This window comes from Gilvibacter sediminis (assembly GCF_028561565.1).
Taxonomy (GTDB): domain Bacteria; phylum Bacteroidota; class Bacteroidia; order Flavobacteriales; family Flavobacteriaceae; genus Gilvibacter; species Gilvibacter sediminis.
The window spans coordinates 445,760-460,411 of the sequence record NZ_JAQQTE010000001.1 but is presented as its reverse complement, the minus strand read 5'-3'; the positions used below and the strand labels follow the sequence as shown (position 1 = coordinate 460,411).

Below are 14,652 nucleotides of genomic sequence, written 5' to 3'. Positions count from 1 at the left end.
AATAAATGAAAAAAGCGGGCTTTTACAAATTAGTGTTTGCGTTTTTGACCGCAATATGCGCGGGTTGTGCCGAGCAAAACCAGCAGCTCCCAATTGTTGCGGAAGAACCTGACGCTTATGAGGATTTCTTTGACTTCACCCTTGGAGCCGATGCGGTAGATTTTTCGGTCATCAATACAGATCCCCCCAAATATAGCTTAGATTCTCTAGGCACTTTTAAAGCGAAACATGTTTCTCATCGTGAACTGGTTTTTTACAATTTGGACGCGGATAGTCTACCCCTTTTTGATGCTAAATCGCTAAAGCTGAATTTTCCCAAAGACCGATTTTACGCAGTGAGTTATGAAAATGGACTTACTTCGGTTTTCAAATTCAGCAGTATTAAAATTCAAGGCAATACCATTGTCATCAACAACAATCTTAAATGGCACAGTCTGCCTCCAAAAAACAAACAAGAAGAACAAAAAATAACGCTTTGGTCTTTTGAGTTTGATCCGCAAGAATCAGGAGAGGTAAGCCTAAGTTTTGTAGGAGATTCCCAGTTTCACTTTCAAGAAGCTCAAGATCTCAGAAGAGGACTCGACGTCTTATTTGGAAGGGCCTTAAAGTTCAACGGTAAACATTTAGACAATAATGGCTATCGTTTTCATGCGTATAATAATTATACGTTGTTTGATCTGCAAAAATCCTTAGATGACCTTCCTGAAAGTGATTATTATTTAATCAACATTGGGACTAATGAATGGAAAAAACCGGTACAAAAAACGCTGGAAAGACTGCAAGCGCAAATTCTCAAACTGCAGGATAATTTTCCTTCTGCCAAGATTTTGCTTCATACCATCATGCCGGTTTCTACTTCCCAAAGAGATCACGCCACTCGCTTGTTGTGGGCTGAACAATACAATCAAGGGATTCGCGACTTTGTGGACGCTTCTACCTCAGAAAACCTCATATTGGTGGACCTTGAAGAGATTTTTTCTCCTGCAGATGATGTCAAATGGTTTAAGAAAGACGGTGTGCATCTTTCCGCATTATTTTATAAAGAATATTCAGCTGTACTAGAAGCTTTGTTATTAGAAAATCCGAAGCTTGTTGAGCATTATACTGGGACCACAGAGGATTTTGAGCGTTTTCCACTTTCTGATAAGTTGGGGTATCACACTTCAAGCACTACAACTACTGCTGGTTATTACAAGTTAGTTACAATTGATTCAAGAACGGCTCTCCGAACCGAACTCGGCCCAACGGAGAACCTAAAAGGCCCCCATCGTTCTGAAATGACCATGGATTTAGATGCATACTACGTAAACGATAAGATGTCGCTCTCCATCGAGTTCATGGTTCCTGAGTCCTGGGAATTAGATCAAGACAACCTCAATAATGGGCGCAGAACAATGATCCTACAAATACATTCAAAGCCAGAGGAGGGGCAAACTTGGGCCTATTATCAGAAGAATTTACCTTTCAACAGGCCAGCTATAGCTCTGTATGTTACTTCTAAGCCTGAGGGTTTGTTTGCAGAGCTTTATTACGGACTCAATGGAAAACTAAATACAGATTTTGCCGACAAAAAATGGTCCCGAGTTGCGTCTACTCCAATTGAAAAAGGCCAATGGAATTTGTTTGAACTCAATTACCAACTAGCATTTGATGACTCAGGCTACCTCAGTGCCAACCTAAATTCAAACCCTTTGATTGATGCAAAGGATGCAAAAGCATTTGGGCCCAATATGCACAATAAAGCAAGACCCTATTTAAAATTTGGTCAGTACAGATATTGGACAGACAGTCACACGCATCATGTGCTTTTTGACAATCTTAAAGTGGGAACTAATACGAAGCAAGTTTTAGATTGACGCAAGGAAAATCACATACCAACCTAAAAAGAGCCGTGAATAAGCTTCTCGTGTTTGCCACAATAGCTTTGGGAATCACACTGCCCTTTCAAGACCAGTTCAGTACCATAGCCATGGCACTGATTTTGGCCTGCGGTCTGGCACAGCAATTTTTAAGTGAAAAACCTGCAAAAATTGGCACGCTCAAACCCTTTTTATTGATTGCTGTACTGCTCATTTTACCGCGAATCACAGGCCTTTTTTACGGACAGTGGGACAATGCCACCAAAGAATTGTTGCGCTCCGCGCCTTTGGTGGTTATACCGCTTTCACTGCTTTTACTGAGCAAACATGAACGCGCACATCAAATTCGGAGATGGTTTTTTTACGGGCTTTTGATTGGAATTACCTTATTGGCCATTGTTTGTTATTATCCCGTAGTCACAACCATGATTTCAGAACAGCAGCCGCTGAGTTATTTGCTGCGCTGGCGCTATATGAATTTTAACTTCACATCTCCTTTAGAAGACGGACACCCAGCTTATTTGGGACTGCTCATTTGTTGGTTGTTAGCGCATATATTTTTTACTCAATACCTCAAAAGCCAATGGAGGCCTGTAGTGGGATTGTTGCTAACGACATTACTGTTCCAATTAGTGGCGCGTAATGCATTATTGGTCGCCGGGATTTTATGGCTGATCTACATTATGAAAACCAATATTCGTTGGTTGCAATTGAGCGCTGTAGGTTTGCTTTTACTTTGTGTGGGCGCTGTTGTACTACACCCCTCAAACTATTTGAAGGATAAGTTTTTCTATATCTTTTCAGAAGAAGCAAAAGCTCGAGAAAACACCCGTTTTGATCGCTTGGAAGCATCTTTTGAAGTCTTTAAAGACGCACCAATATTTGGACCTGGCCCTGGAGAAGACAACGAGCTGCGAATGCAGGCATACAAGACGATGGGAGAAGAAATAGCATTTCAGAATAATTACAACGCTCACAATCAATTTGTAGAATTCTTAAGCACATTTGGACTCTACGGTCTATGCTGTTTTCTACTCGCAATATTCTTGATCACCCGACTTTTGTGGCGCTCCAAAAATTGGTTGGACTTTTATCTGTGGATCGGAATTCTAGTAGCTATGATCACCGAAAGTTTACTGGAACGCTCGCTTGGCGTCAAATACATGAGTATCTTGGTGGCCTTTATTTTGTTAAATCAACTAATATCCAAACGTGAAGATCATCTATCTGATGGGCGCAGGTCGTAGCGGTACCACCATGCTCGCTACTTTATTGGGTAACGCTCCGGGGATCCAAACCCTTGGGGAGATGCATCAGTTCCTGGATTATTATTTAGAGGATAAACCCCTGAGCAACGGTGAACTCTTGCGCGAATCCGAGTTTTGGGCGCCTGTTGTGAAACAAATGGAAGCGCAATTCACCAGAGAAGAGCTGGTGCGTTGGAACAAGCACAGAGATAAAGTGGAGGGTCACGGCCACATCCCTGCTTCGCTTTTGAGTTCTAACAAAAAGTATCAAGAGTTTCAAAAATCACTTTTTGACATTATTGCTCAGGTTCATCAAAGCCCCGCGGTATTGGATTCAGCAAAGTATATTTCTCGTGGTCTTCAGTTGGCTCGAATGGACAAAAAGCGCGTAAAGATCATTTATGTGGTCCGCGATGTTCGCGGTGTGATCTATTCCTTCGGCAAAAACGTTCAAACGCCTAAAAAACCGCTTGCAGCAATGGTTTACTACAGTTTGATCAATAAGTTTGGACTTTTGGCACAGTGGGTTCTAGGTTCTAAACAAGTCATGAGATTGCGCTACGAATCTGTAGTGGAACAACCCGAACAAAGCTTAATGCGAATCCAAGACTTTGTCGGGATTGATCTTAGTTCGGTAAGCGAGAAGTTAGCTAACAATGAGGCCTTTGATATGCCGCCTATCGTTGCAGGAAATCGAATGGCTGCCGCAAAGGAAATTAAGCTCAATCCAGACTTTAGTTGGAAACGTGAACAATCTCGCCCTGCGCAAATCCTGTATTATTTGCTTAATTTACCCCTGCAATTGATCTTTAAATACCGCCTCTAGTGAACATTTTTATCACCTTAGATTACGAACTGTTTTTCGGAAATCAAACCGGAACGGTTTCCGCCTGCGTGATAAAACCAACTCAGGAGCTACTCAAGATTTTAGACCCCCTAAAGATTAAAGCCACCTTTTATGTGGATGCTGGGTATTTAATGGCCTTGGAGCGTCAAAAAGATGAATTTCCTCAGTTAGCGGCCGATTATGATTTGATTGCGGGACAAATACGGGACTTATCCGTGAATGGACATGCCATTCAGTTGCACATTCACCCGCATTGGGAAGATTCCTTTTACAAACAAGACGGCTGGGATATCAATACTTCTCGATACCGATTGGCCGATTTTTCAGAGGAGCAGGTCTTAGAAATCGTAACAAGATACCATCAGATTCTAAGCAGAATAAGTGGGATGCCTTGTAGCTCGTATCGGGCAGGAGGTTGGAGCGCTCAACCCTTTGAGCCCATTGGAAAGGCTCTTTTGGCCAATGGAATTAAGCGAGACAGCACGGCATTTCCGGGAGGCTATTATAATTCAGAGGATCAGTTTTACGATTTTAGAAATATTGAGGATTATACCACACACTATCGCTTTAGTGAAGATCCGAATGTGCCAGAATCAGAAGGCACTTTTGAAGAGATTCCTATAAGCGCACATAGAGTTTCGCCGCTGTTTTTCTGGAAATTTGTTTGGATTAAGCTTTTTGGAGGGGCAGATCACAGCGCTTTTGGAGATGGGCAAGCCATAGCCAAAGAAAAGGGCGATGTTTTGCGTTTACTGACGCAATTTTCGCATTCTGTGGTCAGTATCGACGGATTCAAGACGAGTTATCTCAACCAAGCGTATAAGCGCTATATCAAGCATGCTGACTCGGCGAGAAACTTTGTAATTATTGGTCATCCAAAAGCCTTTACGCCTTATTCCCTAAAACAACTCCAACGGTTTATTGAGTCTACATCTGCAGAAAACTATCAATTGCTTTAATCCATGAATAGCGCCCGTTCCGATAGCAATAGTGTGTTGAAGTTCGTGGACAGCTTTGGACTTGCTGCTTGCTTTGTGCTCTTTTTGGTGGTGGAATTCTTTTCCAAATACCAACGCTATATTGATCATACCACTGATCTTCAACAGTGGGTAAAGGCAATTATTGCTTTGATTGTAGCAGGATTTATACTGCTTCAGTTTCGAAAAACGTATAAGTTCTTGGTCATGCTTTCGGTCCTCGGATTGCTCTTTGTTGCTGGCCAGTGGACTTTAAACCTACCGTTTGAACAACAAAACTTGGTGGTGTTTGGTCGTTTTATGTTTCCCTTGATCCTCTTCGGATTCTTCAATGCATATCCAGCCAATGAGAAAGGTCACAACAGTGTATTCCGATTTTTTGAAGTCTTTCTTTGGGTCAATTTCGCCTTGATGATAATAGGTCTTATTACGGATATTTATGTGCTTAAGACTTATTTGGGAGATCGATTTGGTTATAACGGTATGCTTATAACCTCTGCCACAAGCACCTATGTCTATCTGGTGGCATTAGGGTATTGCTATTTTAAAGACTGCCACGGATATTGGCGGAATCCCTTATTCTGGATCGTTGTTCTAAGCAGTCTGCTGGTTGGGACCAAAACCCTGTATTTAGGCTTGGTTTTGTTTGCAATTCTGCTATTTCTTTTCAGCTCGTTTCGCTATAAAAAACAGTTTCTTGCTGTGGGTATAGTTGGACTAATTGCGAGTTTTTATGTGCTCTTTTATCAAGTTCCGATGTTTTCTCAAATCCGAGAAGAACAAGGCTTAGTGACTGCTGTGCTTTCTTATCGAGATCAGCTTTTCTTAAACCAGACCTGGCCATATATTCAGGAGCAATGGGGGGCTTTAAATTATCTTTTTGGAGGAGTGAGTGATTTTGGTCTTAGATCTCAAATGGACCTGGTAGACCTTGTATTCTTTTGGGGTGTTTTGGGCGCGCTGGTTTATTTGGCGGTATACGTTAAGGGCTATTTCAACTTTAAACTTCAAAAAGTGCACTATGCTTATTTTATTTTGTTGGGCATAGCCGTACTCATATCGGGAAATTTCTTCACCTACACCAGTATTCCTGTTTACTTATTGATCCTTAGAGAAGCGATTGTAAATCAAGCTGTTGAACAAGAGTGATTTTTTGTTAACTTAGTAGAGAGGCCGTTTTTTCGGCGCTAATTCAGCTTTCACAACTAACGTAATTCACTATGGACAGCAAGAATATCACGCTGATCGATCTAAACAACTTTTCCTATTACCCAACCATTTCTATGGGTTTGGTAGCGCGATATATCCGCGATGCGGGATTCAATTTAAAGGTCATCAGCCCATTGAGTAACGGCATCAAAAGTCGCAAACGGGAGAAGGTGGAAACCAAGATGGACTATTACCGATCTCGAATTGTCTTTAGCCAATCTACTGCGGTACGCAGCATGATCCAACAGGCTGAGAAATTACCCTACATCAAAGAACGGTTTTTGAAAAAGCGGAAGTTGGCCACTTCAGTGATTGCTGCAATTCCAGAAGATACAGATCTGGTTTTGATCTCTACTTACACGGAGAATTATACCATTTGCAAGCGTGTGGTGGCTCATTTGAAGCAATTGAATATTCCTGTGATCATTGGCGGTCCGGCCTTCAATGATCTGAATCATGTGAAGCAATTTGTGGACATTCCAGGGGTTGATTATGTAGTTGGAAGTGAAATTGATGCCTATCTCGGGCTTCTCTTGCAAGACTTTTTTGCCGGAAATGATCTATTCAAGTATCCTGGGGTTTACACCCAAGAGGAGCATTCAAAGGTCAATGAGTACATTTTCAAAAAGATGGAGGAGCTGCCGGTTCCCGATTATTCCGACTTTCCTTGGGATAAATACCCAAACAGAATTATCCCATACATGACAGCACGAGGTTGCAGTTGGGGAAAGTGTAATTTCTGTACGGACGTGGTTTTGGTCAATGGGCGAACCTATCGGTCTCAATCCAAAGAAAAAGTACTTGCAGATCTGCAAGCGCTCAGCGATCAAGTAGGTACAAACATTTTTGCATTTACAGATCTAAAACTCAACTCAAATGTTGAGGTTTGGAACGCCCTTATTGATGGTTTGCCTAAAATTGTTGAGAATCCGATATGGTTTTGTGCAGTTCATGTGGACAATCGTAAAAGAAACGGTTTGGATAGAGAAACATTAAAGCGCGCGAAAAAAGCAGGCCTAACCCGTATTTCCTTTGGCTTGGAAACTGCCTCGCAGCGACTTTTGGACGATATGCAAAAAGGAACTACTGTGGCGCGCTTGGATCAATTTGTCAATGATGTTAAAGATGCGGGAATTAGTCTTAGAGCAACTATGTTTATTGGATACCGAGATGAAACTGCAGAAGATCTTCAAGAGACCTTCGCCTTTTTGACCAAGAACCAAGATTGTTTTGAACGCATCAAACTGTGCCGTTTCCAGATCTATGATATGACTCCGATTAAGGCAGAACTATCTGAAGAAGAACGCGCGAATCTTCACGCAAGACAGATCAACCACCAGTATTTGAATAATGACTATTTAAAGGCCAAAAAGGACATTCTTAAAATCGTCAACAGCATCAACTCCAAAAGACTCAATGAAGATGCTCGTGCCTTTGATGGTGTGATGTAATTAAACGCTTTAAAACCCTTGTTTGAGGAGGGTTTTCCCTGCAGTTTTTAGAAGGCATAGAACTCCTCGAAATTTATGCCGCCAGCTGGTGCTGATTTCGTATTTTTGCCGGCGAGCCCTCAAGTGAACTGCATGACTGCCAGAAAAATCCACATGCTAAATACCCAGATTCACAATCTGGACATGGAGCAGACCCTTGCCCTAGTGGATCAGGCCATTGCAGATCGCAAGCAAATACATCACGTTGCCGTTAACGCCGGAAAGATTGTCAAGATGCAGTCCGACGCGGAGCTGCGCGAGAGTGTGAATAATTCCGATCTGATCAACGCAGATGGTCAGGCCGTTATCTGGGCCTCCAAATTCCTCAATCAACCCCTAAAAGAGCGCGTAGCTGGGATTGACTTAATGGGGAAACTTGTAGAGCTCGCTCATCAGAAGAACTACAAGATCTACCTCTTTGGAGCTAAAGAGGATGTGGTGAGTAAGGTGGTTTCCATCTACAAAGAAAAATACGGTGAGGATCTGGTTGCCGGATACCGAAACGGCTACTTTTCTAAGCAGGACGAACCGCAGATCGCTGCAGATATCGCTGCTAGTGGAGCACAGATCTTGTTTGTGGCCATAACCTCTCCCATAAAGGAGAATTTTCTTTATCAGAATCGTGAAGCACTCGCTGCGGTAAACATGATCATGGGTGTTGGAGGTAGTTTTGACGTAGTTGCTGGAGTGACCAAACGCGCACCGCTATGGATGCAGAATTCCGGCTTAGAATGGTTCTACAGATTCTTGCAAGAACCTGGCCGTATGTGGAAACGTTATTTGGTGGGCAATTTTAAGTTTATTGTATTAGTTTTGACCGAGAAATTCAGGGGAAAACCCGAAAAAAAATAAAAGAGCAAATGAAGATAGCTGTAATTGGAACAGGATACGTTGGATTAGTGACAGGAACCTGCTTGGCAGAGACTGGCAACGACGTTTTTTGCGTGGATATCGATGTGGATAAAGTGAATCGTATGCGCAACGGAGAAGTTCCTATCTACGAACCGCATTTGGATGTAATTTTTGACAGAAATATTAAAGCCGGACGTCTGCGTTTTACTACGGAGCTCAGTGAAGGTTTGGACCATGCCGATATCGTCTTTTTGGCTTTGCCAACACCAGAGGATGAGGATGGATCTGCAGACCTTTCTTATGTGCTTCGCGTTGCGGAAGACATCGGAAAGCAATTAAAAACCTATAAGATCATCGTAGATAAGAGTACGGTGCCTGTTGGAACTGCTGATTTGGTCGAACAAACCATCTCTGCCCAAACAGACGTTCCATTTGCTGTAGTCTCTAACCCGGAATTCTTACGTGAAGGTTTTGCTGTAGATGATTTTATGAAGCCAGAGCGTATTGTTATTGGTGCTACAGATGAAAAAGCGATCAAAGAAATGCAGCGTTTGTACGCGCCATTTGTTCGTTCAGGCAATCCGATCATTGTAATGGATGAAAAGTCTGCGGAGCTCACCAAATATGCAGCCAACTCTTTTCTAGCGACCAAGATCACCTTTATGAATGAGGTGGCGAATTACTGCGAACTTGTGGGAGCTGATGTAGACAAGGTGCGTGCCGGAATGGGTTCTGACTCTCGTATCGGAAACCGCTTTTTATTCCCTGGAATTGGCTACGGAGGATCCTGCTTTCCAAAAGACGTGAAAGCGCTTCACAAAGCTGGGAAAGACGCTGGTTACAACTTTGAGATCTTAGATGCTGTAATTGGTGTGAACGACGCTCAAAAAGTATCTATGGTGCCTAAGATCAAGCGTTATTTTAAAGATCAAGTGGCTGGAAAGCACTTTGCTTTTTGGGGCTTGGCCTTTAAACCAGAAACCGACGACATCCGCGAAGCACCATCACTTTATATGATTGAGGCGCTCTTGGAATTGGGAGCGACTATCACTGCATTTGACCCAGAGGCGATGCCAAATGTCAAAGCTAAGGTGGGTGACAAGATCAATTTTGCAAACTCCATGTACGAGGCAACAGAAAATGCAGATGCCTTGGTCATCAATACCGAATGGAGCATCTTTAGAACTCCAAACCTCAATACATTAAAAGATAATCTGAATCACCCTGTAATCTTTGACGGGCGTAATTTGTACGACGTGAATGAAATGGCTATTGAAGGATTTCACTATATTTCGGTGGGCCGAAAAGAAATCAGTTAATGACCAAACGCGTATTAATCACTGGCGCCGCCGGATTTTTAGGTTCTCACCTATGTGATCGCTTCATAGCAGAAGGCTTAAGAGTGGTTGCCATGGATAACCTGATCACGGGCGATCTCAAAAACATAGAGCACCTTTTTGGAAAGGAGCGCTTTGAGTTTTACCACCACGATGTGACCACTTTTGTGCACGTGGCGGGCCGCTTGGATTATATACTGCACTTTGCCTCTCCAGCGAGTCCAATCGACTATTTAAAGATCCCTATTCAGACCTTAAAAGTAGGTTCTTTGGGAACCCACAATTTGCTCGGATTGGCTAAGGAGAAAAAGGCTCGAATCCTCATTGCATCTACTAGTGAGGTGTATGGAGATCCTTTGGTGCATCCACAGAGTGAGGATTACTACGGAAACGTAAATACCATTGGGCCAAGAGGGGTTTATGACGAGGCCAAACGCTTCCAAGAATCTATCACCATGGCCTATCACCGTTTTCATGGCATGGAAACGCGTATTGCCCGTATTTTTAACACCTACGGTCCACGCATGAGACTCAATGACGGTCGGGTAATACCTGCCTTTATTGGTCAAGCGCTACGCGGAGAAGACCTCACCGTATTTGGAGATGGGCAACAAACCCGTTCCTTTTGCTATGTGAATGATCAGATTGACGGCTTGTTTCGTCTGTTGATGAGTGATTATACCCTGCCTGTGAATATTGGGAACCCTGATGAGATTTCTATTCTTGATTTTGCTGAGGAGATCATCAAATTGACGGGGACCGATCAAAAGATCGTGTTTAAACCACTGCCTAAAGACGATCCGCTCCAGAGACAGCCAGACATCACTAAAGCTCGTGAGATCTTAGGTTGGGAGCCTAAAGTAGATCGCGCTATAGGGATGGCAAAAACCTATGAGTATTTTAAAAATTTGAGTCCAGAAGATTTGCTTAAAAGCGAGCACAAAGACTTTTCCAAGCACATTCGCAAGTAATGGTGTTTTCTAAACGAGGACGATATTCGGGTTATATCAGACCCATACAGTACGCCATAGATTTGGCTACTATCCATTGGTTGGCACAAGGGTTTTTTAGCGATCAATCAGCGTATTATTCCTATATCGTTTTTGTTTCCTTGGCTTGGATCGTACTCTCGGTAAAGTCCAATTTCTACGAGATCTACCGCTTTACGAAAGTGGTTAAGATCCTTTCCTTGATTGGGCTGCAATCCATACTGTTCATACTGTTGGTATTTGCCTTCTTTGGCATTTATAACGAAATGGATCAAGATCCGCGAGAAGTCTTGGTCTATGTAGCGAAGGTGTTTGGTGTCATTGGTGCATTTAAACTAGCCATTTACTATTTACTGAAGCGTTATCGCCTTATTGGAGGAAACTACAGAAACGTCATTATTTTAGGGCTGAATCAAAAGACAGAACAGCTCCGTAAATTTTTTACCGACAATCCGGAATACGGATATCAGCTTATTAAATCCTATGATTTCAAAGGTAAAGAGGCCATTGAAATGCAGGACATCTTTGACTTTATCATCGCAAACAATATTGATGAGATCTACTCTTCAATTGGTGAATTAGACAACGACCAATTGGGCAGTTTGGTTGATTTTGCAGATAACAATTTAAAGATCCTCAAGTTTGTTCCAGACAACAAAGAGATCTATTCTCGCCAGCTGGAATACAACTATTACGGTTATTTACCGGTATTGTCCTTGAGACGTATTCCAATCTTGGAGCCTTTCAACCTGTTTATCAAGCGAACTTTTGACATTGTCTTGTCACTGATCATCATTATTGGTTTACTTTCTTGGCTGACACCGCTCTTGGCGATCATCATCAAATTGGAATCCAAAGGCCCTGTTTTCTTTAAGCAGAAGCGCAATGGTTTGGATTACAAGGAATTCTTCTGTTATAAATTCCGCTCCATGCGCCCTAATCCCATGGCTGATTTACATCAGGTGACCCGAGGAGACCAGCGCATTACTCGCGTTGGGCGTATCATCAGAAAAACAAGTGTGGATGAACTGCCACAGTTCATCAATGTTCTGAAAGGAGAAATGTCTGTTGTGGGTCCTAGACCGCATATGGTGAGTCACACCCATATGTATGCCGAACGCATTGATAAATTCATGGTACGTCACTTCATCAAACCAGGAATCACGGGCCTAGCGCAGGTTACTGGGTATCGTGGAGAAGTAGAGACCGATGAGGATATCATCAACCGTGTGAAGTTTGATATTTTCTACTTGGAAAACTGGTCCATGCTTTTGGATTTGAAGATCATTGTACAGACCGTGTACAATGCCATCCGCGGAGATGAAAAAGCCTATTGATTTAACAGCTCTATCAAGCGAGCCAACTGCTGTTCTGGAGTAAATTCCTTTCGAGCCGTTTGTTGCAATTGCGTCGGATCTGGCCAAGCAGACTTATCCTGATCCATTGTAGCTAATAATTTATTGAGACTCTTCCAATCAGAACCCTTCACGCTCCATCCCAATCCAAAGTTTTTTACAACATCGGCCCCTTCACCAGTTCCCATAAAGATCACAGGTAGCCCAAAGTGAGGTAGCTCAAAGAGTTTGGAAGGAACCGAACCGTATATTCGAGTCTTTAAAGGTGCCAAAGCCAAATGATATTCCGCGAATTTGGCGTGTAATTCTTCTTTGCTGAGCGAGCCCATATAGATAATGGACTTGGAAGAATTGTTGAGGTAATCGACTATCGCTTCTTGCTCGTTCCCTTGTCCGTAAATGTGTAATTCCCAATGTGGCGGCAGCTCAATCTGCTCGCAGACAGAAAGTATACCTTGGGCAGCTCCTAAAAGACCTGCGTAGATCACTTTAACGGTCTTTTCTGGTCTTTTGCACAATGTGGTGGCCTCAACCCTTGGAAAGTTTCTGTAAAGCAGCTGAGGAGCTTCCGCATCTTCTTTAGAAACATGCTTGAGGATCTCTTTAGACTGTCCTAGGATTAAATCTGCATTCTTGTAGATATAGACTTCCATCATGCGCATCCAAGCGTAAATGAGCCCTTTTTTCATGGCGCCCAGTTCTACCGCTGCTAAGGGCCAAATATCTGAGATGTTGATCACCGTTTTTAAGCCGAGTTTCTTGGCCGTTTTTAAACTTCGGAAGCCGACTAGCAAGGGAGAACATTGAATGATCACCGCATCATAGGAGTGTTCTTTACTGAGCTGCTTACTCACGCTTTTGGCAAAGGCTCCCATGGCTTTAAACCGTAGCCAAGGTTTGGTGGATTTGGTTGCAAAAGTGCTCAAACGCAGTGTTTGAACCCCATTAATAACCTCAGAATAGGGCCCTTTTTGCGGATAGCCGTCAAAGATTGCTCCAAAAGGGTAGTTGGGTAGCGGGCAAAGTACCGTGACCTCCATACCTCGGGCTAATAAAGATTCGGCCAAGATTTGAATGCGATTGGCTGCCGCCCCCATTTCTGGCGGGTAATAATTGCTGACTATGCAAATGTGTTTAGCCATGGTACTCGCTGCTGAATTGTTTTAGTTTCCCTCGGGCCGATCTCACTATGGTCTGGCAATGTTCAAAATCCAGATGAAGTCCTGTTTCCAAATAGGTTTCCAAAGCTTTTTCCATAGTAGCCGTTTCCGTCTCGGTAAGGGCCTGATCACTAACATATCGGACCAAAAATCGATCGATCTCCTTTTGAATCACTACAAATTCCTTCACTTTTCCAGAATCTTCTATAACACTTTTAGTCACATAATAAAAAGTAAGCCCGGGCACCGTTTTTCCGCTGGGAAGATGGGCTATATCGTTAGTTCTACCAATGAGTTCTTTTAAATAAGGCTTGCCTTTTTCATCTTCGTCTATGATGCCCAGATCTCCAATATCGTATCGAATAAAAGGATGCGCTTTATTGTATAGAGAGGTGATGATCAATCGTCCAGGACTACCCATATGCACTGGACTTCCCGCATCATCCACGACCTCAACAAAGAGGTTGTCTGTGTTGATCGCAAAGCTGCCATCGGGAGCCGTGAAGGCAATCAAATCCAACTCTGAGGCGCCGTATTCATTGATCACAGGAACCCCTAAATGTGTTTCTAGCAACATCCTGTCAGACTCAAAAAGCATTTCAGAAGTGACCAGGCAGAGTCTTAAACTCGGGCAAACCTCCGTAAGTACAAGGCCTTTATCTCTGAGGAATTTGGCAAAAAGCACTATGGAACTCGTGTAACCATTGATGTATTCAAACTTGCGATTTTTGAATTGTTTGAGGATTTTTTCAAGTTCTTTTTCCTGCAGATCAAAGATGGGAAAACGGTAGCGTTGACTCAACAGATCCTTGAGTCGTTCTTTTTGATAGCCCGGAAATTTCAAGGGAATTCCATAAAACCGCGCTTGATAAGAGCGGTTAAAGTCCAAGTTGTATTGCCCAAACTGTTGCATGATGAACGCCCAAGTGAGCGCATGCGCAAATTTGTCTTTAGCAAAAATGAAGGGGTGCCCGCTAGAACCGGAAGTTTTATTGACATAGACCTTGCCCGTAGTGTATTCTTCACTGAGTCGATCGGCCAAGGGTTGTTGTAGATCGGCTTTGGTCAACAAGGGAAGTTCAGAGAAATCTGTAATGGTTTCTCGGCCCACTAAGTCGCGATAAAAAGCGGTATTTTTTAGGTGATAATTGGCGATTTTAAGCGCTTGCTCTCTTTGGTAATCGCCTTTGTCTTTTGCAGGAATCGATTGGGTTTGTTGCAAGTGCTCCCGCGCTGCTGCGAGCGGAAAGCCTTTGATTTTAAGTGTAAAATCGAACAAATTCAAATCGAAAAATTAGTAGGTCAATTTACAAACAATTATTTTTGTCCC

General features: G+C 42.9%; 12 protein-coding genes. 10 read left to right on the top strand and 2 right to left on the bottom strand.

Features of this window, described 5'->3' with window-relative positions:
- Positions 1 to 44 precede the first annotated feature (44 nt).
- From POW22_RS02050 to POW22_RS02005, 10 genes are all read left to right on the top strand, one after another.
- Positions 45 to 1,856 (top strand): heparin lyase I family protein, encoded by a 1,812-nt coding sequence (locus tag POW22_RS02050; RefSeq protein ID WP_272830820.1) that lies wholly within the window; start codon positions 45 to 47, stop codon positions 1,854 to 1,856.
- A gap of 35 nt (positions 1,857 to 1,891) precedes the next feature.
- Positions 1,892 to 3,106: an O-antigen ligase family protein gene (locus tag POW22_RS02045; RefSeq protein ID WP_272830819.1), complete on the top strand. Its 1,215-nt coding sequence runs from the start codon at positions 1,892 to 1,894 to the stop codon at positions 3,104 to 3,106.
- A complete protein-coding gene (locus POW22_RS02040) occupies positions 3,072 to 3,932 on the top strand; it encodes a sulfotransferase (protein WP_272830818.1) in 861 nt (286 codons plus the stop codon). The genes POW22_RS02045 and POW22_RS02040 overlap by 35 nt, the downstream gene beginning before the upstream one ends.
- Positions 3,932 to 4,912: a polysaccharide deacetylase family protein gene (locus POW22_RS02035; RefSeq protein ID WP_272830817.1), complete on the top strand. Its 981-nt coding sequence runs from the start codon at positions 3,932 to 3,934 to the stop codon at positions 4,910 to 4,912. Before POW22_RS02040 ends, POW22_RS02035 begins: the two co-directional genes overlap by 1 nt.
- Before the next feature lie 3 nt (positions 4,913 to 4,915).
- Entirely contained in the window at positions 4,916 to 6,079 is a 1,164-nt protein-coding gene (locus tag POW22_RS02030; protein WP_272830816.1) for a hypothetical protein, read from the top strand.
- Positions 6,080 to 6,150: 71 nt separating this feature from the next.
- Complete coding sequence (locus POW22_RS02025; protein ID WP_272830815.1) at positions 6,151 to 7,590, top strand: B12-binding domain-containing radical SAM protein; 1,440 nt, start codon at positions 6,151 to 6,153, stop codon at positions 7,588 to 7,590.
- Between the two features lie 132 nt (positions 7,591 to 7,722).
- Entirely contained in the window at positions 7,723 to 8,481 is a 759-nt protein-coding gene (locus POW22_RS02020; RefSeq protein WP_272830814.1) for a WecB/TagA/CpsF family glycosyltransferase, read from the top strand.
- Between the two features lie 8 nt (positions 8,482 to 8,489).
- Positions 8,490 to 9,800: a UDP-glucose dehydrogenase family protein gene (locus tag POW22_RS02015; protein WP_272830813.1), complete on the top strand. Its 1,311-nt coding sequence runs from the start codon at positions 8,490 to 8,492 to the stop codon at positions 9,798 to 9,800.
- Complete coding sequence (locus tag POW22_RS02010; RefSeq protein WP_272830812.1) at positions 9,800 to 10,789, top strand: UDP-glucuronic acid decarboxylase family protein; 990 nt, start codon at positions 9,800 to 9,802, stop codon at positions 10,787 to 10,789. The genes POW22_RS02015 and POW22_RS02010 overlap by 1 nt, the downstream gene beginning before the upstream one ends.
- Positions 10,789 to 12,144, top strand: coding sequence for an undecaprenyl-phosphate glucose phosphotransferase (locus POW22_RS02005; RefSeq protein WP_419180989.1), 1,356 nt, complete (start codon positions 10,789 to 10,791; stop codon positions 12,142 to 12,144). The genes POW22_RS02010 and POW22_RS02005 overlap by 1 nt, the downstream gene beginning before the upstream one ends.
- On the opposite strand, the gene POW22_RS02000 is transcribed toward POW22_RS02005, so the two are convergent.
- Positions 12,138 to 13,304, bottom strand: a complete 1,167-nt coding sequence (locus POW22_RS02000) for a glycosyltransferase family 4 protein (RefSeq protein ID WP_272830810.1) — start codon at positions 13,302 to 13,304, stop codon at positions 12,138 to 12,140. The two genes, POW22_RS02005 and POW22_RS02000, sit on opposite strands and share 7 nt — an antisense overlap.
- Positions 13,297 to 14,607, bottom strand: a complete 1,311-nt coding sequence (locus POW22_RS01995) for a phenylacetate--CoA ligase family protein (RefSeq protein ID WP_272830808.1) — start codon at positions 14,605 to 14,607, stop codon at positions 13,297 to 13,299. The genes POW22_RS02000 and POW22_RS01995 overlap by 8 nt, the downstream gene beginning before the upstream one ends.
- Positions 14,608 to 14,652: the final 45 nt, after the last annotated feature.